The organism is Saccharothrix sp. AJ9571 (genome assembly GCF_021725495.1).
GTDB lineage: Bacteria > Actinomycetota > Actinomycetes > Mycobacteriales > Pseudonocardiaceae > Amycolatopsis > Amycolatopsis magusensis.
In genome coordinates, this window is record NZ_CP091382.1 from 2,883,510 (window position 1) to 2,905,763 (window position 22,254).

The window sequence follows — 22,254 nt, forward strand, 5'->3', positions numbered from 1 at the left end:
CTGATCGCAGGTTAGTCGCGTACTCCGGTTACGGGCGAGTTGCCGGACCAGCCTGGCCGGACCAGTCGATTTCCGCTGCGTGAGAGGGTAATGTCGGAGCGTCATCGCCGATTAATACGAAACCTTCTGAGGGGTGCCGTGAGACTGGCCTGCCAGGTCGGGGGACGCTGATGGCGAGCACCATCACCTCCCGCCGCAAGCAGCTGGGCAACGAGTTGCGCCACGCGCGCAACGCGGCCCGGATGACGCAACAGGCGGTCGCCGACGTGCTGGGCTGCACCCAGGGCAAGGTGAACAAGATCGAGTCGGGCGCGGTCGGCGTCAAACTCGGTGACGTGCGCGCGATGCTGGACGCCTTCGGCATCGTCGGTGACGAGGCCGAGACCCTGATGAACCTGGCGCGCGCCGCGGCCGGGCAGCGCGGGCACTGGTCCGGCTACCGCTCGGTGGTGCCGCACTGGTTCCGCACCTTCACCGACCTCGAACCCGCCGCCGCGGAAATCCTGACCTGGCACGGCGAGCGCATCCCCGGCCCGCTGCAGTCCGAGCACTACATGCTCAAGCAGTTCACCGAAGCCGGCGCCACCGACGTCACCTCACTGGTGCGCAACCGGCTCGACCGCAAGGCCGTGTTCGACCAGCAGCAGCCGCCGTACTACCGCTTCATCCTGAGTGAAGCCGCGCTGCGCCGGGCCCCCGGCGGGCACTCGCCCGGCGTGATGCTCGACCAGGTGGAGCACTTGCTCGAACTGGAGAAGCGCGCCAGGGTCTACCTGCACGTGCTGCCGTTCGACGCGCGGCTGGCCTCGGTGCCCAACGACTTCACCATCATGCGTTTTCCCGATCGCACCAGGGATTTCGTCTACATCGAGCATTCCGCGGGCGGGCTGTACCTCGACGACCAGAAGGATTTCCAGCTCTTCGTCGACTCGTGGGACCGGCTGCGCGGCGCCGCGCTGGAGCACCAGGACACCCGGCAGTTCTTCAAGGAACTGGCGGAGCACTACCGCGCGCAGTTGGCGAAGGACAGTTCGGCGCCCGGGTAGAAAGTTGCCGTCAGCAGTGGCTGCGGCCGTATGCTGGGGCGGGTGAGCACCACAGGGGGTAGCCGCGCCATGACCGAAAACGACGAGCCGGCCTTCGCTCCGCAGGGCATCGACCTCGAGCGGCCGAACGCGGCCCGCATCTACGACTGGTTCCTCGGCGGTGACGCGAACTGGGCCATCGACCGCGAATTCGGCGAGAAGGCGCTCAAGGCCGTGCCGCACGGCAAGCTCAACGCGCACGTGAACCGCGAGTTCCTCGGCCGCGCGGTGACCTACGCCGTGCGCCACGGCGTCACGCAGTTCCTCGACCTCGGGTCCGGGGTGCCGACCGTGGGCAACGTGCACCAGGTCGCCGACCGGATCGACCCGGACAGCCGCTGCGTCTACGTGGACAACGAGCCCGTCGCCGTGGCGCACAGCCGGATCCTGTTGGAGGAGAACGGCGATCCTCGCAGACACGCGGTGCTCAACGCGGACATGCGCGACGTCGAGCGCGTGTGGACCGAGGCCTTCGAAACCGGCGTGCTCGACCCGGCCAGGCCGATCGGCCTGCTGATGGTGGCGGTGCTGCACTTCGTCTCGCCGGAAGAAGGCGGAGAAGCGGCGGTCGAGCGTTATCGCGCGCTACTGCCACCGGGTTCGCTGTTGATCATGTCACACGGCACGACCGACGGAGTGCCGCCCGAGCATCTGGTTCAGCTCGAGGCCGTCCACGAGCAGTACAAGCAGTCCAGCACCCCCGTCACCCTGCGCACGCGCGCCGAGTTCACCGCGTTGTTCGGTGACTTCGCGCTGGTGGACCCGGGGGTGGTCTGGCTTCCGCAGTGGCGTCTTGACGAGGCGGAATCCGAGGCTACCGCCGAGGTCGCGCATAATCCGCCAGCGTCCTTCATGCTCGGCGGGGTCGCCAGGAAGGGCTGAGTCCGGCTCTTCGTGCCGCTCGGTCGGTGCCAGCAGTCGCACGGTCATGGTTCAGCTCCTCCCGTTCCCGGCGCGGATGTTGTCGATGTTGTCGGTTCGATCCGAAAGCCTGTCCACCCCTGTGTCCTCCCCGGTGAGGATCCCGTGGCCGATCCGCCTCGCCGTGTTCGCCGGAGTGGAGCCGATGTCTCGCGGCTGTCTCCGTGGTGCGGCGATATCCTGACCGTGCCCCCCATCCCGCTAGGAATAATCCTACTCCTAGATTAATCTTGCTGTCGAGCGATCGACGGGTGATCACCCGGGTGGCCCCACCCGCAGGGCGGATTTCTCACGGAGGGTTGCCAGTAGCAGCCTCACCTGGGCCGGGAGTGGTGGGACCCTGAGACATGCATGGAGGTAGGTCAGATGGCGGATTATCCCCGGGTCACCGATTACGACCCGGGCACGGCCGCGGCGCGGTTCGAGGCTTCGGCCTGGGAAAAGTCCTTCGCCAGTGAGCCCAACGGCGGCAACTGCGTGGAGGTCAACCTGGGCGTGCCCGGCCTGGTCGGGGTGCGTGACACCAAGCTGGTGGAGAGTCCGGTGTTCGTTTTCGACGCCGGCGAATGGAACGCCTTCGTGACCGCGGTGAAGGCAGGTCAGTTCGATCTGCACTGAAATCCCGCCGGGAGAGCCGCGCATTCTCAGCCCGTGGAAGAGAGTGCGCTAATTCACAGATCTGGTCAGGGAATTTTCACCGATCCGTGGAAAAGCTCTCCCGGCGGTGTGGATCAGCCCGCGACGCGAGTGCGGGTCCGGCGCCAGGCGAGCACCAGGAAGCCGATGAGACCGGCCAGCGGCAACACGCTGATCGACCAGCTCAGCGCCATCGGCGGCCCCGGCTGTTCGAGCACCGGGAGCTTGCTCAGCTCACCCTCGCCGCGCCCGGCCGGGCCGTCGATGACGAACCGGAACTTCCAGTCGCCCTGGCTGTCCAGCGCCCTGATGTCCAGGCCCCACACGTCCAGCTTGCGGGGGTGCCTGCTCAGCGGGTTCGACCGGCCCTGGCGGCCGGTCTCCGGGTTCGTGGTGGCGAACGTGCCGGACTTGTCCGCGATGCCGCCGTCCGGGATGAAGGTGAAGTCCAGTGACTGCATGGCCTTCAGCGGCCAGGTGCTGAAGCCGACGGTCAGCCCGTACGGCCCGGCCTGCACCCGCTCGGTGTGCACGATGTTCACCGGTTCGTAGGCCGAAGCCGGCGGTGCCGACGCGGCCAGCAGGCCGATCTTCGCCAGCAGGGCGGCCGCGCCGTCGCGGAACTTGCGCATCACACGGTCTCCTTGTCGGATCGAGGGGCCAGCAGCCGCAGCATTCCGCCGAAGCGCCAGCCGAGGAAGCCGCCGAGCAGGCCGAACACGGCCCCCACACCGGCGGTGGCCAGGATTTCGCCGGCCCCGGCCAGGCGGACGTCGTACAGCCAGGTGTCCTGGAACGGCTGCGCGCCCGCGATCACGAACCCGGCGACGGCACCCGAGAGCGCGCCCGCCCAGCGCGGTGCCGAGCCGCTCCGGCCGCTCACCCAGAGCACCAGTTCCGCCAGCAGAGCCGCGCCGATCAGGCACACCGGCATCAGCGACGGCATCGAAGCCACGTCGTCCACGTTGTCCCGCAGCGGCAGGCCGACCGCCGAGGCGTAGGCGTGCGCGGCCCACGGCGAGAACCACCAGGAGAACGCCTGCCAGGCGCTCAGCAGCACGGCCGCGCCGAGCGCGCCACCGGGCCTGCCGAAGAAACCGCGGCCCATTACCACGAGCATCACCGAAAGGAAGGTCATGCCGATGGTGACCGGACTGATTTCGGTGTCCACAGCGGACAATCCGAGCACGGTGACCGAGCTGAACGAGAGCAGCACCGCGATGCTCGCCAGCGTGCCGAACACCCCCCAGCGGTGGTCACGGGCGGCGGCGAACACCATCACCGTGCCGACCATGGTGACCATCACCGACAGCAGCAGCCCGATGTGCGGTGGCGAGTCGATCACCGCGTCGAAGCCGTACAGGCTGTGCCACCACAGGTCCCACAGGCCGTACAGCAGGAACAACGCGCCGCCGGTGCCCGCGATGAGGTACCCGACCGGCGCGGCGAAGGTCCGGCCGAACACGCCGACCGCCTTGCCGCCGACCGCCTCGTCCACCGGCCGCCCGGCGCGCTGGGCCGCGGTGGTGGACAGCACCACCACCAGGCTGATCAGCCCGGCGATCGCGCTGCCGGTGTAGAGGAACAGGTGCGGCAGGGTGAAGAAGGTGTCCGGGCCGACGTCGTCGTGCCACTCCACGTCCCAGGTCAGCCCGACCAGCGTGACCAGCGTGCCGGCGAGCAGGCCGGAGGCCGGTAACCAGGCCCTCGACGCGCTCCTGGTGGCCGCCACCGAACCGGTGAGCGGGACCGTGAGATCCATCGTTTCCTCCCTTAGTTCCCCACGAGCAGTGGGAAGACGAGTTCTTCGGTGCCGCTGTCCGCGCGCAGCCGGACGGTGATCTCCCACTGCCCGGACATCGGCAGCAGGGTCTCCGCGGCGTGGTACCGGCCGGGGACCCGCTCCCGCGCGGGCACCGGCTCCAGTGCGTGGCCCATCTGCGCCATCACCGGTTCGAGCGTCACTTCCAGCCCTTCGACCGGGTGCCCGAACGGATCGGTGACCTCCAGGTCGAACGCGTTCAACCCGGCCTTGGGTTCGTTGACCTGCAGGTTCACCGTGTTGCGGGCGCCGGCGGCGTGCAGGCTCGTCGCACCGTCCGAAGTGGACGGCCACAGCAACCAGGCCAGCACGGCGAGCACGGCGAGTCCGGCGATCACCAGCGTGGTCGGCTTCTTCACGGGCGGTCCCCCTCCGGCACGTCGAGCTGGATGGGCGCGGTCAGCACGGCGAAGTCCCGCATGCCCTGGAACCACAGGCGGTACTTCCCCGGTGCCGGGAAGGTGTAGGTGAACCGGACCTCGGGGCCGTAGGCGGCGACCGTCTCGTCCGGCTGCCCCGACCGGCCGGACATCGACGGCAGGCCGGTCATCGAGTGCACGTGGGCCCAGGTCGGCGCGGTCGCGGCGGCCGTGCCGACCGCGGTCCCGTCGGGCAGGGGGCCGACCACCATCAGGTGCCCGGTCATGCCCAGCCACGGCTGGAGCGTGCCGGTGTCGCCGAACTTCGCGGTCATCGTGGTGGCGGCGTTCGCGTTCACCTCGCCCGCGCTCAGCGTCACCGGGACACCGCCGACCTCCTGCGTGCCGAACCCGGGCGGCTGGGAAACCGGCGCGGGAGCCGGTCCCTCGACGTCCAAAGTGGACCGCAGCAGCTGGGTGCCACCGCCGCGCCGGGCGACTTCGGCGGACAACGCGTACCGGCCGCCTTCGGTGGCGTCGAGCCGGGCGGTGTAGGTGCCGGGGGCCGTGCGCACCGGATGCAGGTGCCGCAAGCGCCCGGACGGCCCGATCGCCACCAGGTGCACCAGCGCGTTGTGGTGCACCACGAGGTCGTCGGCGGGACGGCCGGTGGCGCCATCGGTCAGCCGCAGGGTGAACCCGGCGGGCGTGCCGGACACCGCCAGGTTCAGCGGTGGCCGACTCGTGTCCATTGTGGACGGCGGCAGTGCGTACGGGTCGCCGGCCGATTCGATGGTCGGGTCGAGCACGTCGCGGGCGGGCGGCGGGATGGTCGACGACAGCAGTGCCGCCGTGATCGCGACCGCCAGCGCGGCGACCACCCCGGTCGCCGGAACCACCGCGTGCCAGGACTTCCTGGCGCGCACCGCGGCGAACAACGCCACCAGCAGCAAGGCACCCGCCGCGACGAAACCGCCGTACGCCGCCTTTTCCCAGGGTGCGGGGACCTGCGCGGGAACCACGAACGGGATGCGCGCTACCTGCGTGCTGTCAGCGCTGTCCCTGATGGCCAGTTCCCACGGGCCCGCGTGGTCGACGCCGAGCGTCCCGCTGTACGTACCCGGGGTCGCACCGAGTTCCACCTGCGTGCTCGCGACCGCGCGTCCCGCCGAAAGCGCGCTCAGCTCCAGCGTGCCGGGCGCCGTTCCCGCGTGCGTGATGACGTCCACGCTCAGCGGTCCCGGCACTTCGGTCACCCGCCGCAGCACCACGGTCAGCTCGCGTTCGCCCAATGTCTGCGCCACGTGCACGTCGGTGCCGATCGGCCCGCCATCGGCTGCCGCCGGACCCGCGCCCAGCACCAGGCCGAGCAAAACCAGCAGCACGGCCGACGCGCTCCACCCCTTGACCCTCACCTGCCTCAAGTTAGGCAGTCCAGGGGGTGCGGCGCGTCACAGCGGCGGGGGATTCCCGTGTCCCCAGCACGGGGGACGACCCCCGGGGTCAGTCCCGGGGGGCCGCCCTGACAAGGCCGTGCTGATAGGCGTAGACCACCGCGTGCACCCGGTCGCGCAGGCCGAGCTTCGCCAGGATGCGGGACACGTGCGTTTTCACCGTTTCGTCCCCGACGTGCAGTTCCTCGGCGATTTCGGCGTTGCTGCGTGCGTCGGCGATGAGCAGCAGGACTTCGCGCTCGCGCGAGGTGAGCCGGTCCAGCTCGGCGGGTCCGGCGGGCGGCTCGATGCTGGTGGTGAACCGGGACACCAGGCGCCGGGTGACCGACGGATCGATCAGCGCGTCACCGCGGGCGACCACGCGCATGGCCGAGACCAGTTCCTCGGGCGGCAGGTTCTTCAGCAGGAAGCCGCTCGCCCCGGCGCGCAGCGCGCGGTAGACGTAGTCGTCGTGGTCGTAGGTGGTCAGCACGAGCACCTTCGTCGTGCAGCCGGGCGTGGTCAGGATGGCTTCGGTGGCGGCGAGACCGTCCAGTTTCGGCATGCGCACGTCGAGCACGGCGACATCGGGCCGCAGCCGGGCCACCTCGGCGACCGCGGCCCGGCCGTCGGACGCCTCGCCGACGCATTCGAGGTCCGGCTGGGTGTCCAGGACCGCGCGCATGCCGGAGCGGAACATGGCGTGGTCGTCGGCGAGCAGCACCCGCGTGTTCATGCGCCGTCCACGGGGAAGGTCGCCGAGATCCGCCAGCTCCGGCCGTCGTCGGTCGGCCCGCTGGAGAACTCCCCGCCGAACAACGCGACCCGCTGGCGCAGGCCCGCGAGGCCACGCCGGGTGCCCTCGCCGGTCCTGGCGGCCGGGCCGGGCCTGATCGGGTTGGTCACGCTCAAGCTGATCTCCTCGGTTCGATAGCACAACTTCACGTCCACCGGCCCGCCCGCGCCGTGGCGCAGCGCGTTGGTCAGGCCCTCCTGCGCGACCCGGTAGACCGCGACGTCCACCGAGCCCGGCAGCTCGCCGGGCACGCCCTGGGTGTGCAGCCGCGCGGGCAGCCCGGCGGCGCGGGTGCGCTCCAGCAGTTCCTCCAGGTTGCCGGTCCCCGGTTGGCGGACCGCGGTGTGCTCGCCGTGCAGCAGGTCGAGCATCCGCCGCAGGTCCTCCATGGCCGCCCGGCTGGCCGTCTCCACCGCGGACAGCGACCGGTGCACCGGCGTCTCACCGGCTTCGGCCAGCCCGAGCCGGGCCGCGCCGGCGTGCATGCCGATCGCGCTGACGTGGTGGGAGATGACGTCGTGCAGGTCGCGGGCGACCGAACTGCGTTCCTCGGCCACGGCCCGCCGGACCGCGGCATCCTCACGCCGTTCCAGCTCGGCGATCTGCGCGCGGCGCTCGGTGGTGTAGCGGCCGACCAGCCAGGGGAGCACGGTGTTGGCCAGCAGGATGGCGCTGAGCAGCCGCCAGTCGCGCCCGGCGAGGTTGGCCTCCAGCAGCTCACCGGCGGCCGACCCGGCGATCAGCGCCAGCAGCGAGGCCACCGCGGGCAGCGTGGTCAGCCAGGCCCCGGCGCGGTACCCGGCGATCAGCATGCCCGCGGTGTTGGAGGCCTCGGCGCCGGGCAGGTCGTTGAGCAGGAGCGGGGTGAGCGGGTACAGCACGGCGTGGCCCAGCGCGACCAGGCCGGACAGCCGCGCGGGCCCGGCGAGCGCGAGATCGGCGGCGATCGTGCCGAGCCCGATGACCCAGGTCTGCCAGTGGTCCAGCGGCGGCCCGATCAACAGCGCGACGCTGACGTCGGCCACCATGCAGACGACCGCGATCAGCCACGCCTGGCGCGCCAGCGACCCGGTGATGTCCCGCACCCAGCCGAGCTTGGCACATCCAACCCCCACCCGTACGAGCTTCCCCACGTCCCCACAGCCGAGTCCCACGTTCAGGCAGCCAAGTCCCACGTTCAGGCAGCCAAGTCCCACGTTCCCGCAGCCGAGTTCCACGTTCAGGCACCCGAACCTCACACTCAGGCAGCCGAACCCCACACTCAGGCAGCCGAGTTCCACGTTCAGGGGCCTCAAGCCCGCCGAGTCGGAACGCTATGAGTGGGGCATTACTTGCGTTCAATGCTAGTAATGCCCCATTCATAGCATTGGGCTGGAGCCGTGGGCGGGCGTTCACAGGGGGCGCACAGGTGTTCCACAGGCGGCGCCTACGAGGGTGGCTGACACTGCTATCCATGACCGGTATGCCTGGCCGCGCGGTGCGCGTGCTCGTCGTCGACGACGAGCCGCCGCTGGCGGAGCTGTTGTCCATGGCTTTGCGCATGGAGGGCTGGGAGATCCGCACGGCGGGCGACGGCACGTCGGCGGTGCGCGTGGCCCGCGAGTTCCGCCCCGACGCGGTGGTGCTCGACGTGATGCTGCCCGACTTCAGCGGGCTGGAGGTGATCCGGCGGCTGCGGTCGGAGTTCGAGCACCTGCCGGTGTTGTTCCTGACCGCGAAGGACGCCGTCGAGGACCGGATCGCCGGGCTCACCGCGGGCGGCGACGACTACGTGACCAAGCCGTTCAGCCTCGAGGAGGTCACCCTGCGGCTGCGGGCGCTGCTGCGTCGCGCGCGGGTGGTCACCTCGGCGACGGACTCGCTGCTCACCGTCGGCGACCTGACCATGGACGAGGACACCCGCGAGGTCCACCGCGACGGCACGCCGATCACGCTGACCGCCACCGAGTTCGAGCTGCTGCGCTACCTGATGCGCAACCCGAAACGCGTGCTGAGCAAGGCGCAGATCCTCGACCGGGTGTGGAGCTACGACTTCGGCGGGCAGGCCAACATCGTCGAGCTGTACATCTCCTACCTGCGCAAGAAGATCGACGCGGACCGCCCGCCGATGATCCACACCATGCGGGGTGCGGGCTATGTCCTCAAGCCTGCGAGCTGAGCTGCGGCGGCCGTGGTCGCTGCGACGGCGGCTGATCGCCCAGGTGCTGGCCCTGCTTTCCCTGGTCTGCCTGGCGATCGGCGTGGTCACCGAGTTCGCGCTGCGGGACTTCCTCCTGGAACGGGTGGACAGCCAGCTGACCGCACTGGACAACCGCCCGCCGCCACCCGGTGACGCGCTGCCGCCGGGGCGGCGGGCGCGTTTCGAGCTGATGCCGCTCGGGCAGCCGGACGGCACCGTGGTCGGCCTGGTGTACCGCGGGCAGGTGCGGGACGCGAAGATCCTGGTCAACGGGGAATACACCGACCTCGGCCAGAACGAAGCCGAGACCTTCGTCGGGCTGACGACCCCGCGCAGGCCGGTCACCGTGACCATCGGCGACCTCGGCGAATACCGGCTGCAGGCGACATCGGGACTCGAGGGCGAGATCGTCTTCCGGGCGCTGTCGCTGACCGAGGTGAACGACACGCTGTGGCGGCTCGGCTGGATCTTCGGCGGGGTGGCGCTCTGCGGGCTGGTGCTCGCGGGCGGCATCGCCGCGCTGACCGTGCGCCGCACGCTGCGCCCGCTGGACCGGGTCGCGACCACCGCCGCGCAGGTCAGCGAGCTGCCGCTGGACCGCGGCGAGCCGGCGCTGCCGATGCGGGTGTCCGAAGTGGACACCGACACCCGTACCGAGGTGGGCAAGGTCGGCGCCGCGCTGAACCGGATGCTCGACCACGTCTCCGCCGCGCTGGCCGCCCGTCAGCGCAGCGAAAGCCGCGTGCGGCGGTTCGTCGCCGACGCCAGCCACGAACTGCGGACCCCGCTCGCCTCGATCCGCGGGTACGCCGAGCTGACCCGGCGCAGCACCGCCGATCTGCCCCCGGACTTCGTCTACGCGATGGGCCGCGTGGAATCGGAGTCGACCCGGATGACCGACCTCGTCGAGGAACTGCTGCTGCTCGCGCGCCTGGACGAGGGACGGCCCGTGGTGCACGCCCCGGTCGAGCTGTCCGGCCTGGTCGCCGACGCCGTGGCCGACGCGCACGCGGCCGGTCCGGACCACCGCTGGCTGCTGGACCTGCCGCCCGAGCCGATCAGCGTGGTCGGCGAGGCCGGGCAGTTGCAGCAGGTGGTGCTGAACCTGCTGGGCAACGCCCGCGCGCACACCCCGCCCGGCACCACCGTCCGCACCGCACTGTCCACAGCGGACGGTCAGGTGCGGCTCGTGGTGGCCGACGACGGGCCGGGCATCCCGCCGGAAGTGCTGCCGGAGGTGTTCGAGCGGTTCGCCCGCGGGGACACCTCACGCTCGCGCGCGGCGGGCGGCACCGGGCTCGGGCTGGCCATCGTGGCCGCCGTGGTGGCCGCGCACCACGGGAAGGTGTGGGTGCGGAGCAAGCCCGGCCGCACGGAATTCTCCGTTGTACTCCCGTCTCCATGAAGCATTCACTTGTGGGTGGGGTGCGCGTCAGGTAGGCCGGGTTCGGTGTCGGGAGCCGAACTGAGGAGCCGAAATGCCGCTGAACCGTCGGGATCTGCTGCGCGGGGCCGCCGCCGCGGGCGCACTGGGCGTGGCCTGGCCACTGAGCGGCGGGCTCACGCTCGCGCAGGCCGAGGAGGCCGCCTTCGCGCTCGGCGCCAGCTGGGACGAGGCGCCGTTCACGGTGGGTGTCGCGTCGGGTGACCCGCTGCCGGAGAGCGTGGTGCTCTGGACCAGGCTCGCACCGCAACCGCTCGCCGAGGAACAACCGCTGCCGGACACCGTCGAGGTCGAATGGGTGGTCGCGACCGACTCCGCCTTCCGCCGCCGGGTCGCCCACGGGACCGCGCCCGCCACCGCGGCGCTCGGGCACAGCGTGCACATCGCGGTCACCGGGCTCGAGCCCGCGAGGCGGTACTACTACCGGTTCCGCGCGCTGGGCAAGACCAGCCGCACCGGCCGGACCCGCACCGCGCCCGATGGTCACGTCCGGCGCGTCCGCTTCGCCGCGGCGAACTGCCAGGCCTTCCACGACGGCTTCTACGCCGCCCACCGCGGGATCGCCAAGGAGGACCTCGACTTCGTGGTGCACCTCGGCGACTACATCTACGAGCACGGGCAGGTCGGCGGTGACCACGTGCGCGACCACGAAGGTCCCGCGGTGACCACGCTGCCCGCCTACCGGAGGCGCCACGCGCTGTACAAGAGCGACCCGTCGCTGCGGGCCGCGCACGCCGCCCACCCCTGGTTCATCACCTGGGATGATCATGAGGTCGTCAACGACTACAGCGGCACCACGCCGGGTCTGCGCGCGCGGCGCGACGCCGGGTACCAGTCGTGGTTCGAGCACATGCCGGTCCGCCCGGACCACCCGACGACGCCGCAGGTCTACCGGCAGCGGTCGTGGGGCGACCTGCTCGACCTGTCGATCCTGGACCTGCGGCAGTACCGGTCGGCGCAGAACCTGCCCGACGGCACCATCCTCGGCGGCGCGCAGAAGGCGTGGCTCAAGGACCGGATCAGCCACGCCGGCGACGCGTGGCACTGCTGGGTGAACTCGATCATGCTGAGCCAGCTCGCCAAGCCCGGCGGCGGCTACTACTTCACCGACCAGTGGGACGGCTTCCTCGCCGAACGCCGCGAGGTGCTCACCCATGTGCACGACACCGGGATGCCGGACCTCGTGGTGATCACCGGCGACTGGCACTCCGCCTTCGTCGACGACATCCGGCCCGACTTCGACAACCCGGACGCGCCGGTGATCGGCACCGAGTTCACCGCGCACTCGATCTCCTCGGGCGCCTACTCGCCGGAGTGGAACGCGGCGAACGGGCCGGTGATGGGCGCGGCGAACCCGCACCTGAAGTACTTCGAGGGCAACCGGTACGGCTACGACGTCCACGAGGTCACGCCGCGGCGGTGGAGCACGCACATGCGGGTGATCGGCGACCGGCGCGACCCGAACTCGCCGGTCAGCACCCTGACCACGTTCCACGTCGACCGCGGCAAGGCCGGTTCGCACGAGGACCGCGGCACTCGGACCTCCCCGGCTCAGTACCGGCGCGATCGGTAGGTACACTGGTCGACGGACCCCCGCGGCGTCCATCCTGTGAACCTCCCCAGGGCCGGAAGGCAGCAAGGATAAGCAGGCTCTGACGGGTGCGGGGGTCCCCTTTCGTCTCCGGGGGCCGTTGCCCCTCGGGCCCGTCCGTGGTGTCGGTGCCTGCCGGTAGGCTGCCGCCGTGGCATTAGCGCTGTACCGCAAGTACCGCCCGGCGACCTTCGCCGAGGTGGTGGGTCAGGAGCACGTCACCGAGCCCCTGCGCACCGCGCTCGCGGCCGGGCGAATCAACCACGCCTACCTGTTTTCCGGGCCACGCGGCTGCGGCAAGACCTCCAGCGCGCGCATCATGGCCCGGTCGCTGAACTGCGAGCAGGGGCCCACGCCCGATCCGTGCGGCGAGTGCAGCTCGTGTCGCGCGCTCGCGCCCGAGGGCAGCGGCAGCATCGACGTCACCGAGCTCGACGCCGCCAGCCACGGTGGTGTCGAGGACGCCCGCGAACTGCGTGACCGCGCCTTCTACGCGCCTGCCGAGTCGCGGTACCGCGTGTTCATCATCGACGAGGCGCACATGGTCACCACGCAGGGCTTCAACGCCCTGCTGAAGATCGTCGAAGAGCCGCCAGAGCACCTGATCTTCATCTTCGCCACCACCGAGCCGGACAAGGTGCTGACCACCATCCGCTCGCGGACGCACCACTACCCGTTCCGGCTCATCCCGCCGAGTTCCATGCGGGACCTGCTGGAGCGCAACGTCGCGGCCGAAGGCGTGCCGGTGGAGCCCGCGGTCTTCCCGCTGGTCATCCGCGCCGGTGGGGGGTCCGCGCGGGACACGCAGTCCGTGCTGGACCAGCTGCTCGCCGGCGCCGGGCCGGAGGGCGTGACCTACGACCGCGCGGTGTCGCTGCTCGGGGTCACCGACGTCGCGTTGATCGACGACATGGTCGAGGGCCTGGCCGCGGACGACTCGACGGCCGTGTTCGGCACGGTCGAGCGCCTGACCGAAGCCGGTCACGACCCGCGCCGCTTCGCCACGGACCTGCTGGACCGCCTGCGCGACCTGGTGATCCTGCGCTCGGTGCCGGACGCGGCCACCCGCGGCCTGGTCTCCGCGCCGGAGGACGAGCTGAACCGCATGGTCGCCCAGGCCGAACGGGCCGGGCTCGCGACGCTGTCGCGGTATGCGGAGATCGTGCACAACGGCCTGCTGGAAATGCGGGGCGCCACGGCTCCGCGGTTGTTGCTGGAGCTTTTGTGCGCTCGCATGCTGTTGCCTTCGGCCGCTGATGGTGAGGCGGCGTTGCTGCAGCGGCTGGAACGGCTGGAGCGGCGGGCCACGGTTGCTCCGGCTCCTGCTGCTGATGGGGCTGCGGCTCCTTCGAGTGCATCCGAGCGTTTTCAGAGGCCTTCGCGACGTCCCGGCGACGCCGCCGAGCCCGCTCCGGCTCCGGCTCCGGCTGTCGCTCCGGTTGTCGCGCCTGCCGCCGGTGCCACGCGCGCCGCCGTCTCCGCGCCGCCTGCCCCGGCCGTGGTTCCGCCTGCGCCGGAGCCCGCACCTGAGCCGGAACCGGCTTCCGGGGGGCTGGACGCGGCGGCCGTGCGCCGGGTGTGGCCGGAGTTGCTGGCGGCCATCCGCAAGATCCCTGGTGGCCGGAGCACCGAGGCGATGCTGACGCAGGCCGGGGTGCAGAGCGTCGACGGGTCGTCCGTGGTGCTCACGCACACCGCCGAACCCCTCGCGCGCCGACTCGCCGAGCCGCACAACTCCGACAAGATCGCCGGCGCCCTGCGCGAGGTGCTCGGCGGCGAGTGGCGGGTCACCTGCGTGCACGGCAACGCCAAACCCCAGGCGGCGGCCCCGCAGCAGCAGCGGCAGGCGCCCCAGCAGCAGCACAGCGCGCAGCAGGTGGCCGAGGAGCGGCCGCAGCAACGGTTCCGGCGCCCCTCCGAGGGCAAGCCGGCGCCGCAGCCGCAGCCGCAACAGCCGCCGCCGGAGCCGCCGAAGCCGAAGGTCGCCACCTCCGAGCCCGACATCCCCCTCCCGCCGGAGCCCGAGGACGAAGACGAGTATCTGGAAGCGGCGACCACCCCGCCGCCCCCCAACGGCTCGGTCCCGCCGCCACCGCCGCCCCCGGTCCCGCAGGCGGACGAGGTAGAAGAAAAAGCACACCGCCTGCTCTCCGAACACCTGGGCGCCCGCCCCCTCGACTAACCCAACCCAACGCGACGACGCAGACCTCCGCCGCCTCAATGTGGGACTCAGCTACGGGAGCGTGGAACTCGCCTGCCCGAACGTGGGCTTCGGCTGCCTGAACGTGGAACTCGCCTGCAGGAGTGTGGAACTCGCGCGCCTGAGTGTGGGGTTCGGCTGCCCGAGTGTGGAACTCGGCTGCGGGAGTGCGGAAAGCGCCGTACGCCGAACCCCACACTCAGGCACCCGAACTCCACACTCAGGACGCCGAGTTCCACGCTCAGGCACCCGAGTCCCGCGTTCCTGCATCCGAGTCCCACACTTGGGCGGCCGAGTTCGGCGTTCCTGCAGCCGAGTTCCGCGTTCGGGCAGCCGAACCTCACGTTCAGGCAGCCGAGTCCCGCGTTCCTGCATCCGAGTCCCACACTTGGGCGGCCGAGTTCGGCGTTCCTGCAGCCGAGTCCCGCGTTCAGGTAGCCGAGTTCCGCGTTCGGAAGCTGCTGCACTTGGGTAGCCGAGTTCCCACTTGGGTGGCTGGTGCCGCGTTCTGGGGTCTCGGGTCGGGTTGGGGCGAGTGTTGTGAGTGGGGCATTACTTGCATTGAACGCTGGTAATGCCCCATTCATGGCATTCAGGCCCAGGGGCCGTTGCCGGTGATTCGGGTGGGGGTGATCCGGGCGATCACGGCGGTGGTGGAGCTCCGGTTTTCGAAGGGGTACTGCGGCAGCCCGAGGTAGCGCCGCGCCTGTGCGTCCATCAGGGCGTCGAACTCGTCCGGGATGCCGGGGCCGGTGATCGTGGCGGTGCCGTGCAGCAGGAGGTACTGGCGGAGCCCCCGCACCTCGTCGGGCTCGTGGTCTTCGATGAGCAGGGTGACGCGCGGATCGCGCCGCAGGTTGCGGCCCTTCGGGCGGCCGCCCTCCATGCCGATCAGGATCTCGTCGCCGTCGCGTTCGGCCCAGACCAGGGACGTCTGCGGCGTGCCGTCGGGGTTGATGGTGACCACGGTGGCGTGGTGCGTGGACTCGAACAGCCGGTGCGTGCTTTCGGGAAGCTTCATGCGACCGAGGTTAGGAAGCCGACGGGCACCGGCCGGTATCCTGGGAACCGTGGGTGACTTCGCTGGTGGAGCCGATGTTTTCCTCGCCGACTGCCCGGCCAGGCTGGCCGTGGAGATCATCGCCGACAAGTGGGCGGTGGTGGTCGTCTTCGCCCTCAGCCGCGGCCCGCGGCGGCACGGCGACCTGATCGGGCTCATCGGCGGCATTTCGAAGAAGATGCTCACCCAGACCCTGCGCCGCCTCGAACGGCACGGGCTGGTCGAGCGGGAGGTCTTCGCCGAGGTGCCCCCGCGCGTGGAGTACCGGCTCACCGACCTCGGCAGCACGCTGGTGGAGCCGATCGCCGTGCTCACCAAGTGGGCGGAGAGCTGCGGTGAAGCGGTGGTCGACGCGCAGGAGCGCTTCGACGCCCAAGCGCCCAGATGACTCAGGCACCCGGATGACTCAGGCGCCCAGGTAACTCAGGATGCCACCGGCGATGCCCGCCGCGTACTGCTGCCGACCGTCCGCGGTGGACATCCGCGCGGCTTCGGTGGCGTTGCGCATGTTCCCGCATTCGACGAGGGCCGCCGGGCGTTCGGACAGGTTCAGCCCGGCCAGGTCCTCGCGCGCCGAAAGCCCGTTTTCACCGAGGTAGTCGGAATAGCGAAATCCGTTCTCCCGCAGGGAATCCCGCAGCGACCGGGTCAGTTTCGCGGCCGGCTCGCCCTGCGCGTCGTTCAACGGCGGCGCCGAATAGGCGATGTGGAAGCCGTTCGCGCCGGGGGAGTTGTTGCCGTCGGCGTGGATGGAGACCACCGCCGCGGCCTGCGCCGAGTTGCCGATCTCCGCGCGCTTGTCCACGCACGGCCCGACCGAGGTGTCGTCGTCCCGGGTGAACACCACGCGGATTCCCTTGTCCGCCAACAGTTTTCCGGTCCGTTGTGCCACGTCGAAGGTGAACGCGTGCTCGGCGTAACCGTCGTTCGTGGTGGTGCCGGTGGTGTTGCAGGGCTTGGTCCGGCCGCGCCCGGCGGGCACCTTGCGGTTGATCGCCGCCGGGTTGGCCGCGTTGCCGCCGTTGTGCCCTGGGTCGAGCACGACCACCGGCGCTTCGACCGGGGGCGGAGTGCTGGTCACCGGCGGTGCTGCGGACGACGGCGGAGCCATCGGTGGCGAGGTAACCAGGGGCGGCGGGGCCGCCGTTGGAGCTGGTGTTTCCGCAGAGCAGCCGGCCACCAGCACCATCGCCGTCACGGCCAGCGCCTGTCGAATCACACCGACACCGTGTCACACCGGTGGCCCCGGCTAGGCTGGAGGTAGGCGTACTCACCCGAGCTAGCGATCGGACGGACGAATGGTGCAACCCGGCGGCGGCTTCGACATGCAGCAGATCCTGCAGCAGGCGCAGAAGATGCAGGAGCAGCTGGTCAGCGCGCAGGACGAACTGGCGAAGGCCGAGGTCACCGGCACCGCGGGCGGTGGACTGGTGACCGCGGTGGTCAGCGGCGGACTCGAGCTGAAGAGCCTGACCATCGACCCCAAGGTGGTCGACCCCGAGGACACCGAGACCCTGGCCGACCTGGTGGTCGCCGCCGTCCGCGACGCCACGGCCAACGCGCAGAAGCTCACCGAGGAGAAGCTCGGCCCGCTCGCCGGCGGTCTCGGTGGCGGCGGCATGCCGGACCTGGGTGGTCTCGGCCTGCCCGGGCTTCCCGGTCAGTAAGGCGTCACCTTGTACGAAGGGGTGGTCCAGGACCTCATCGACGAGCTCGGGCGGCTGCCCGGGGTCGGGCCGAAGAGCGCCCAGCGCATCGCCTTCCACCTGCTCGGCGCCGACCCGGTGGACATCGGCAGGCTGCAGGAGGTCCTGGGCAAGGTCAAGGAGGGCGTGCAGTTCTGCGAGATCTGCGGCAACGTCTCCGAGCAGACGACCTGCCGCATCTGCCGGGACGTCCGCCGCGACCTTTCGCTGATCTGCGTGGTCGAGGAGCCGAAGGACGTGCTCGCGGTGGAGCGCACCCGCGAGTTCAAGGGCCGCTACCACGTGCTCGGCGGCTCGCTCGACCCGTTGTCCGGCATCGGCCCGGACCAGTTGCGCATCCGTGAACTGCTGGCCCGCATCGGCGGGGAGGAGGTCACGGAGGTCATCATCGCCACCGATCCGAACACCGAGGGCGAGGCCACCGCGACCTACCTGGTCCGCATGCTGCGCGACTTCCCCGGGCTGTCGGTCACCCGGCTGGCCTCGGGCCTGCCGATGGGCGGCGACCTGGAGTTCGCCGACGAACTGACACTGGGGCGCGCGCTGTCGGGCCGCCGCGCCCTGTGATCGTCGAGCGGGTGCTCGCGGGACGGCCCGCGCTCGGCGGCGTCCGGCTGGTCGCCGTCGACGGGCCGTCCGGCGCGGGCAAGACCACGCTGGCGGGCAACCTGCTCGCCGGATTCACCGAGCGCGGGGTCGACGCGCTCGGCATCGGCACCGACGAATTCGCCACCTGGGACGATCCGGTGTCCTGGTGGCCCCGGTTGCGCGACGGCGTGCTCCGGCCGCTCGCGCGCGGCCGCGGCGGTGCCTATCGCCGGATGGACTGGACCTCCGGCATCCCCGTCCCGGGTGAGTTGATCACTGTGCGTGTACCCGAGGTCCTGGTGCTCGAGGGCGTTTCCGCGGGCCGCGCCTCGGTGCGTGCTCACCTAACGTGCTTGGCCTGGCTCGATGGTCTGGACCAGGCCACCCGGCTGGAACGCGCCGTTTCCCGCGACGGGGAAAGGGAGCGAAAGCACCTGCGCGAATGGCAGGACTTCGAGCTCGGCTGGTTCCTCGCCGACCGCACCGCGGCCGCCGCGACGGTGCGCATCGAGTCCAACGCGGTGCGTCCGTTCGTACCAGTGGCACCGAAATTCGCCACGCACAGTCATTATTCGTGAGCGCAATGCGCCGACGGAGTCACTCACGTAGCGCGATCGTAACCTCGAGTGCTTAAGTGAGCGCCCGATAACCGACTAGTGTCGGCCACCAACCAATGCGCCGCCCGGCTGTCCGATAACCGGGCGGTCCGATCTGAACATGTCCAAGGGGTGCCAACATGCTCCAATCGCGAGGCGCTCGAACGCGTCGAATCGCCCTGATCGGGCTATCCGGTGCGCTCGCGCTCTCTGTGACCGCCTGTGCCGAATCCCAGCGTGACGCCGGGGCCGACAACGCAGGCACGTTCATCTTCGGAGCCGCCGGCAACCCGAAGATGTTCGATCCCGTCTTCAACGACGAGGGTGAGACCTTCCGCATCACCCGGCAGATGTACGACACGCTGCTGCAGAACAAGCCGGGTACCGCCGAGGTCGTCGGTTCGCTCGCGGAGAAGTGGGAGTCCAGCAACGAGGGCAAGACCTGGACGTTCAACCTGCGCAAGGGCGTGACCTTCCACGACGGCACCCCGTTCAACGCCGCGGCCGTCTGCTTCAACTTCGACCGCTGGTTCAACATGAAGGGCAAAGCCGCCCAGAGCCAGATGATCTACTACGGCGACGTGTTCGAGGGCTTCGCGGCCAACGAGGGCGACGCCGCCGGCGACCCGGTCTACAAGAACTGCGAAGCCAAGGACGACTCGACCGCCGTTCTCAACCTGAACAAGTCGAAGGGTGCCTTCCCGGCCGCGTTCACCCTGCCGTCGCTGTCGATCTCCAGCCCGGACGCGCTGAAGAAGTACAACGCCGACCAGGTCACCCAGACCGGCGACTCCTTCTCCTACAGCGACTACGCGAACTTGCACCCGACCGGCACCGGTCCGTTCAAGTTCGAGGGCTACGACCAGGGCAAGGGCGAGATCACCCTGGTCCGCAACGACGCCCACTGGGAAAAGGCCAAGCTCGACAAGCTCATCTTCAAGGTGATCAAGGACGAGAACGGGCGCAAGCAGGCGCTGAAGGCCGGTGAGATCCAGGGCTTCGACTACCCGGCGCCCGCGGACTACCAGCTGCTGCGCAACGAGGGTCAGAACGTGCTGATCCGCCCCTCGTTCAACTTGCTCTACCTGGGCATCAACCAGTCGGGCAACCCGAAGCTGGCTGACGTGAAGGTGCGCCAGGCGCTGGCCCACGGCATCAACCGCGAGCAGTTCGTGAAGAGCAAGCTGGCCGAGGGTTCCGAGGTCGCGACCGAGTTCGTGCCCAAGGCGATCGCCGGTTACACCGAGGACGTGCCGAAGTACGCGTACGACCCGGAGAAGGCCAAGCAGCTGCTCAAGGAAGCCGGTGCCGAGGGCCTGACGCTGAAGTTCTACTACCCGACCGAGGTCACCCGGCCGTACATGCCGAACCCGGCCGACACCTTCACCTCGATCTCCGAGGACCTCAAGGCCATCGGCATCAACATCGAGCCGATCGCCAAGCCGTGGAACGGCGGGTACAAGGACGACGTGCAGAAGCACGGCAAGCACGACCTGCACCTGCTCGGCTGGACCGGTGACTACAACGACGCCGGCAACTTCGTCGGGACCTTCTTCGGCCGCGAGAAGCCGGAGTTCGGGTTCAAGAACGACCAGCTGTTCCAGGCGCTGGCGACCGCCGACGGCACCCAGGGCGACGGTCCGCACGCCCAGGCCTACCAGGGCGTGAACAAGCAGATCATGGAGTTCCTGCCCGCGGTCCCGATCGCGTACCCGACCCCGGCGCTGGTCGTCGGGCCGAAGGTGCAGGGCATGGTGCCCAGCCCGCTCACCGACGAGCGCTTCAACACGGTGAGCCTCGGATAGCCCGAGCCTGCTACACCTAGCCGACCAGGGGCGGGACGCGTATTCTGCGTCCCGCCCCTTGGCCCGCCACCACCTGGGCTATCAAGAGAGACCTCCTTCCCATGCTCCGATTCATCGTGCGTCGGTTGCTACAAGCGATCCCGACGCTGTTGATCCTGTCCATCCTTGTCTTCGCCTGGCTCCGCGCACTGCCCGGTGGACCAGCGGGCGCGCTGCTCGGCGACAAGGCCACCCCCGAAAAGATCGCCGAGCTGAACCAGATCCTCGGCCTCGACCAGCCGATCTTCATCCAGTACTTCAAGTTCCTCGGCCGCGTGCTCACCGGTGACTTCGGCAGCTCGCTGATCTCCACCCAGCCCGTGCTCTCCGAGATCGCTTTCGCACTCCCCGCGACGCTCGAGCTGTCCATCGCCGCGCTGCTGCTCGCGGTCGGCCTCGGCATCCCGCTGGGCTACGTCGCCGCCCGCTTCCGCGGCGGCTTCCTGGACAACGCCACGATCATGGCCACCCTGGTCGGGGTCGCCGTGCCGGTGTTCTTCCTCGGTTACCTGCTGCAGTTCGTCTTCGCCGAGAAACTGGGCCTGTTCCCGGTCGGCGGACGGCAGGACACGCTGATCGGCGCCACCGACGTGACCGGCTTCGCCGTGCTCGACGGGCTGCTCACCCAGGAGTGGGACGCGTCATGGGACGCGATCGTGCACCTGGTGCTGCCCGCCGCGGCGCTGGCCACGATCCCGCTGGCGGTGATCGTCCGCATCACCCGCGCCTCGGTGCTCGACGTGCTGAACGAGGACTTCATCCGCACCGCCCAGTCCAAGGGGCTCGCCGGGCCGACCATCCGCCGCCGGCACGTGCTGCGCAACGCGCTGCTCCCGGTGGCCACCACGATCGGCCTGCAGACCGGTTTGCTGCTCGGCGGTGCCGTGCTGACCGAGCGGGTGTTCAACCTCAACGGCATCGGCTCGCTGCTGGCCGAGGGCATCGAGCGGCGTGACTACCCGCGGCTGCAGGCGCTGATCCTGCTCGGTGCGGTGGTCTACGTGCTGGTGAACATGCTGGTCGACGTCTCCTACGGCATCATCGACCCGAGGGTGCGTGTGCGATGACCAACATGTTGTCCCGCAAGAAGGACAAGGTCGACGACCTCGCCGCCACCGCCGGGCACAGCCTGGCGCAGCAGGCCATCCGCCGGATGTCGCGCAGCCCGGTGGCGATCACCGGCGCGGTGATCACCGGGTTGTTCGTCCTGCTCGCGGCGTTCGCGCCGCTGCTCACGCCGAAGGACCCGTACGAGCGCTACCTGCAGAGCGAAGTGGCGCTGGGCCAGGGGATCATCCCCGGTCCGCAGGCCGGCTTCCCGCTCGGTGTCGACGACTTCGGCCGCGACCTGCTCTCCCGGATGCTCGTCGGCGCGCAGCAGACCCTGCTCGTCGGCGTGATGGCCACGCTGATCGGCCTGGTCATCGGCATGATCATCGGCGGGATCGCGGGTGCGTTCGGCGGCTGGGTCGACACCGTGCTGATGCGCCTGGTGGACGTCATGCTGTCCATCCCGAGCCTGCTGCTGGCCATTTCGATCGCCGCGCTGGCGGCGAAGCCGAGCCAGTGGACGGTGATCATCGCGGTCGCCATGGTGAGCGTGCCGATCTTCGCCAGGCTCCTGCGCGGCACCATGCTCGCGCAGCGCTCCAGCGACCACGTGCTGGCGGCGACCTCGCTCGGCGTCAAGCGGCACACCATCGTGCTGCGGCACATGCTGCCGAACTCGCTGGGCCCGGTCATCGTGCAGGCCACGCTGACGCTGGCCACCTCGATCATCGAGGCGGCGGCGCTGTCGTTCCTCGGCCTCGGCGACCCGGACCCGACCCGTGCGGAGTGGGGCCTGATGCTGGGCAAGGCGGCCAGGCAGTTCCTGGACATCCGCTCGGAACTGGCCTTCTACCCGGCCATCGCGATCATCATCGTGGCGCTGGGCTTCACCCTGCTCGGGGAGTCCATGCGCGAGGCACTCGACCCGAAGAACAGGCGGTGAG

General features: G+C 70.1%; 22 protein-coding genes and 1 other RNA gene. 15 read left to right on the forward strand and 8 right to left on the reverse strand.

Annotated elements, in window-relative coordinates; genetic code table 11:
• The first annotated feature begins 170 nt into the window (after window positions 1–170).
• From L3Q67_RS12830 to L3Q67_RS12840, 3 genes are all read left to right on the forward strand, one after another.
• Complete coding sequence (locus tag L3Q67_RS12830; RefSeq protein ID WP_209663091.1) at window positions 171–1,046, forward strand: helix-turn-helix domain-containing protein; 876 nt, start codon at window positions 171–173, stop codon at window positions 1,044–1,046.
• Window positions 1,047–1,115: 69 nt separating this feature from the next.
• Complete coding sequence (locus L3Q67_RS12835; protein WP_499191515.1) at window positions 1,116–1,967, forward strand: class I SAM-dependent methyltransferase; 852 nt, start codon at window positions 1,116–1,118, stop codon at window positions 1,965–1,967.
• 405 nt (window positions 1,968–2,372) lie between these two features.
• Entirely contained in the window at window positions 2,373–2,624 is a 252-nt protein-coding gene (locus L3Q67_RS12840; protein WP_209663089.1) for a DUF397 domain-containing protein, read from the forward strand.
• Between the two features lie 113 nt (window positions 2,625–2,737).
• On the opposite strand, the gene L3Q67_RS12845 is transcribed toward L3Q67_RS12840, so the two are convergent.
• From L3Q67_RS12845 to L3Q67_RS12870, 6 genes are all read right to left on the reverse strand, one after another.
• A complete protein-coding gene (locus L3Q67_RS12845) occupies window positions 2,738–3,274 on the reverse strand; it encodes a hypothetical protein (protein WP_499189716.1) in 537 nt (178 codons plus the stop codon).
• The gene (locus L3Q67_RS12850) at window positions 3,274–4,404 is read right to left on the reverse strand and encodes a hypothetical protein (protein ID WP_499189717.1); all 1,131 of its coding nucleotides are present in this window, start codon (window positions 4,402–4,404) and stop codon (window positions 3,274–3,276) included. Before L3Q67_RS12850 ends, L3Q67_RS12845 begins: the two co-directional genes overlap by 1 nt.
• Before the next feature lie 11 nt (window positions 4,405–4,415).
• On the reverse strand, window positions 4,416–4,823 hold the full coding sequence (locus L3Q67_RS12855; RefSeq protein WP_499189718.1) for a FixH family protein: 408 nt from the start codon (window positions 4,821–4,823) through the stop codon (window positions 4,416–4,418).
• Window positions 4,820–6,238 carry a DUF8832 domain-containing protein gene (locus tag L3Q67_RS12860; RefSeq protein WP_499189719.1) on the reverse strand — a complete coding sequence of 473 codons (1,419 nt, stop codon included), beginning with the start codon at window positions 6,236–6,238 and terminating at the stop codon, window positions 4,820–4,822. Before L3Q67_RS12860 ends, L3Q67_RS12855 begins: the two co-directional genes overlap by 4 nt.
• A gap of 88 nt (window positions 6,239–6,326) precedes the next feature.
• Window positions 6,327–6,992, reverse strand: a complete 666-nt coding sequence (locus tag L3Q67_RS12865) for a transcriptional regulator (RefSeq protein ID WP_499189720.1) — start codon at window positions 6,990–6,992, stop codon at window positions 6,327–6,329.
• A complete protein-coding gene (locus L3Q67_RS12870; RefSeq protein WP_499189721.1) occupies window positions 6,989–8,167 on the reverse strand; it encodes a sensor histidine kinase in 1,179 nt (392 codons plus the stop codon). The genes L3Q67_RS12865 and L3Q67_RS12870 overlap by 4 nt, the downstream gene beginning before the upstream one ends.
• A 338-nt stretch (window positions 8,168–8,505) precedes the next feature.
• Between L3Q67_RS12870 and L3Q67_RS12875 the strand changes: the two genes are divergently transcribed.
• From L3Q67_RS12875 to L3Q67_RS12895, 5 genes are all read left to right on the forward strand, one after another.
• Window positions 8,506–9,210 carry a response regulator transcription factor gene (locus L3Q67_RS12875; RefSeq protein ID WP_499189722.1) on the forward strand — a complete coding sequence of 235 codons (705 nt, stop codon included), beginning with the start codon at window positions 8,506–8,508 and terminating at the stop codon, window positions 9,208–9,210.
• The gene (locus tag L3Q67_RS12880; RefSeq protein WP_499189723.1) at window positions 9,188–10,636 is read left to right on the forward strand and encodes a sensor histidine kinase; all 1,449 of its coding nucleotides are present in this window, start codon (window positions 9,188–9,190) and stop codon (window positions 10,634–10,636) included. Before L3Q67_RS12875 ends, L3Q67_RS12880 begins: the two co-directional genes overlap by 23 nt.
• A 73-nt stretch (window positions 10,637–10,709) precedes the next feature.
• On the forward strand, window positions 10,710–12,248 hold the full coding sequence (locus tag L3Q67_RS12885; protein ID WP_499189724.1) for an alkaline phosphatase D family protein: 1,539 nt from the start codon (window positions 10,710–10,712) through the stop codon (window positions 12,246–12,248).
• A 9-nt stretch (window positions 12,249–12,257) separates the two neighbouring features.
• Window positions 12,258–12,356: signal recognition particle sRNA small type (gene ffs, locus L3Q67_RS12890), an RNA gene on the forward strand.
• Window positions 12,357–12,417: 61 nt separating this feature from the next.
• The gene (locus L3Q67_RS12895) at window positions 12,418–14,448 is read left to right on the forward strand and encodes a DNA polymerase III subunit gamma and tau (protein ID WP_499189725.1); all 2,031 of its coding nucleotides are present in this window, start codon (window positions 12,418–12,420) and stop codon (window positions 14,446–14,448) included.
• Between the two features lie 610 nt (window positions 14,449–15,058).
• On the opposite strand, the gene L3Q67_RS12900 is transcribed toward L3Q67_RS12895, so the two are convergent.
• Complete coding sequence (locus L3Q67_RS12900; protein WP_499189726.1) at window positions 15,059–15,487, reverse strand: PPOX class F420-dependent oxidoreductase; 429 nt, start codon at window positions 15,485–15,487, stop codon at window positions 15,059–15,061.
• A 49-nt stretch (window positions 15,488–15,536) separates the two neighbouring features.
• Here L3Q67_RS12900 and L3Q67_RS12905 point away from each other — a divergent pair, with 49 nt between their 5' ends.
• A complete protein-coding gene (locus L3Q67_RS12905; RefSeq protein ID WP_282770680.1) occupies window positions 15,537–15,914 on the forward strand; it encodes a winged helix-turn-helix transcriptional regulator in 378 nt (125 codons plus the stop codon).
• Window positions 15,915–15,932: 18 nt separating this feature from the next.
• On the opposite strand, the gene L3Q67_RS12910 is transcribed toward L3Q67_RS12905, so the two are convergent.
• Window positions 15,933–16,607, reverse strand: coding sequence for an N-acetylmuramoyl-L-alanine amidase (locus tag L3Q67_RS12910; RefSeq protein WP_499189727.1), 675 nt, complete (start codon window positions 16,605–16,607; stop codon window positions 15,933–15,935).
• A gap of 217 nt (window positions 16,608–16,824) precedes the next feature.
• Between L3Q67_RS12910 and L3Q67_RS12915 the strand changes: the two genes are divergently transcribed.
• The 6 genes from L3Q67_RS12915 to L3Q67_RS12940 all read left to right on the forward strand — a co-directional run bounded on the left by L3Q67_RS12915 (window position 16,825) and on the right by L3Q67_RS12940 (window position 22,253).
• Entirely contained in the window at window positions 16,825–17,193 is a 369-nt protein-coding gene (locus tag L3Q67_RS12915) for a YbaB/EbfC family nucleoid-associated protein (RefSeq protein ID WP_209663077.1), read from the forward strand.
• A gap of 9 nt (window positions 17,194–17,202) precedes the next feature.
• On the forward strand, window positions 17,203–17,799 hold the full coding sequence (gene recR / locus L3Q67_RS12920) for a recombination mediator RecR (RefSeq protein WP_499189728.1): 597 nt from the start codon (window positions 17,203–17,205) through the stop codon (window positions 17,797–17,799).
• Window positions 17,800–17,810: 11 nt separating this feature from the next.
• The gene (locus tag L3Q67_RS12925; protein ID WP_499189729.1) at window positions 17,811–18,398 is read left to right on the forward strand and encodes a uridine kinase family protein; all 588 of its coding nucleotides are present in this window, start codon (window positions 17,811–17,813) and stop codon (window positions 18,396–18,398) included.
• Between the two features lie 158 nt (window positions 18,399–18,556).
• Entirely contained in the window at window positions 18,557–20,221 is a 1,665-nt protein-coding gene (locus L3Q67_RS12930) for an ABC transporter substrate-binding protein (protein WP_499189730.1), read from the forward strand.
• Between the two features lie 101 nt (window positions 20,222–20,322).
• Window positions 20,323–21,327 (forward strand): ABC transporter permease, encoded by a 1,005-nt coding sequence (locus tag L3Q67_RS12935; RefSeq protein WP_499189731.1) that lies wholly within the window; start codon window positions 20,323–20,325, stop codon window positions 21,325–21,327.
• On the forward strand, window positions 21,324–22,253 hold the full coding sequence (locus L3Q67_RS12940) for an ABC transporter permease (RefSeq protein ID WP_499189732.1): 930 nt from the start codon (window positions 21,324–21,326) through the stop codon (window positions 22,251–22,253). Before L3Q67_RS12935 ends, L3Q67_RS12940 begins: the two co-directional genes overlap by 4 nt.
• The last annotated feature ends 1 nt before the right edge of the window (window position 22,254 follow it).

Bases quoted from the DNA above. Each gene is read 5' to 3' on its own strand.
- L3Q67_RS12830 (WP_209663091.1), top strand. From the start codon at position 171: ATGGCGAGCACCATCACCTCCCGCCGCAAGCAGCTGGGCAACGAGTTG.
- L3Q67_RS12930 (WP_499189730.1), top strand. From the start codon at position 18,557: ATGCTCCAATCGCGAGGCGCTCGAACGCGTCGAATCGCCCTGATCGGG.
- L3Q67_RS12940 (WP_499189732.1), top strand. From the start codon at position 21,324: ATGACCAACATGTTGTCCCGCAAGAAGGACAAGGTCGACGACCTCGCC.
- L3Q67_RS12900 (WP_499189726.1), bottom strand. From the start codon at position 15,487: ATGAAGCTTCCCGAAAGCACGCACCGGCTGTTCGAGTCCACGCACCAC.
- L3Q67_RS12915 (WP_209663077.1), top strand. From the start codon at position 16,825: ATGGTGCAACCCGGCGGCGGCTTCGACATGCAGCAGATCCTGCAGCAG.
- L3Q67_RS12880 (WP_499189723.1), top strand. From the start codon at position 9,188: ATGTCCTCAAGCCTGCGAGCTGAGCTGCGGCGGCCGTGGTCGCTGCGA.
- L3Q67_RS12865 (WP_499189720.1), bottom strand. From the start codon at position 6,992: ATGAACACGCGGGTGCTGCTCGCCGACGACCACGCCATGTTCCGCTCC.
- L3Q67_RS12840 (WP_209663089.1), top strand. From the start codon at position 2,373: ATGGCGGATTATCCCCGGGTCACCGATTACGACCCGGGCACGGCCGCG.
- L3Q67_RS12845 (WP_499189716.1), bottom strand. From the start codon at position 3,274: ATGCGCAAGTTCCGCGACGGCGCGGCCGCCCTGCTGGCGAAGATCGGC.
- L3Q67_RS12875 (WP_499189722.1), top strand. From the start codon at position 8,506: ATGACCGGTATGCCTGGCCGCGCGGTGCGCGTGCTCGTCGTCGACGAC.
- L3Q67_RS12850 (WP_499189717.1), bottom strand. From the start codon at position 4,404: ATGGATCTCACGGTCCCGCTCACCGGTTCGGTGGCGGCCACCAGGAGC.
- L3Q67_RS12935 (WP_499189731.1), top strand. From the start codon at position 20,323: ATGCTCCGATTCATCGTGCGTCGGTTGCTACAAGCGATCCCGACGCTG.
- L3Q67_RS12835 (WP_499191515.1), top strand. From the start codon at position 1,116: ATGACCGAAAACGACGAGCCGGCCTTCGCTCCGCAGGGCATCGACCTC.
- L3Q67_RS12885 (WP_499189724.1), top strand. From the start codon at position 10,710: ATGCCGCTGAACCGTCGGGATCTGCTGCGCGGGGCCGCCGCCGCGGGC.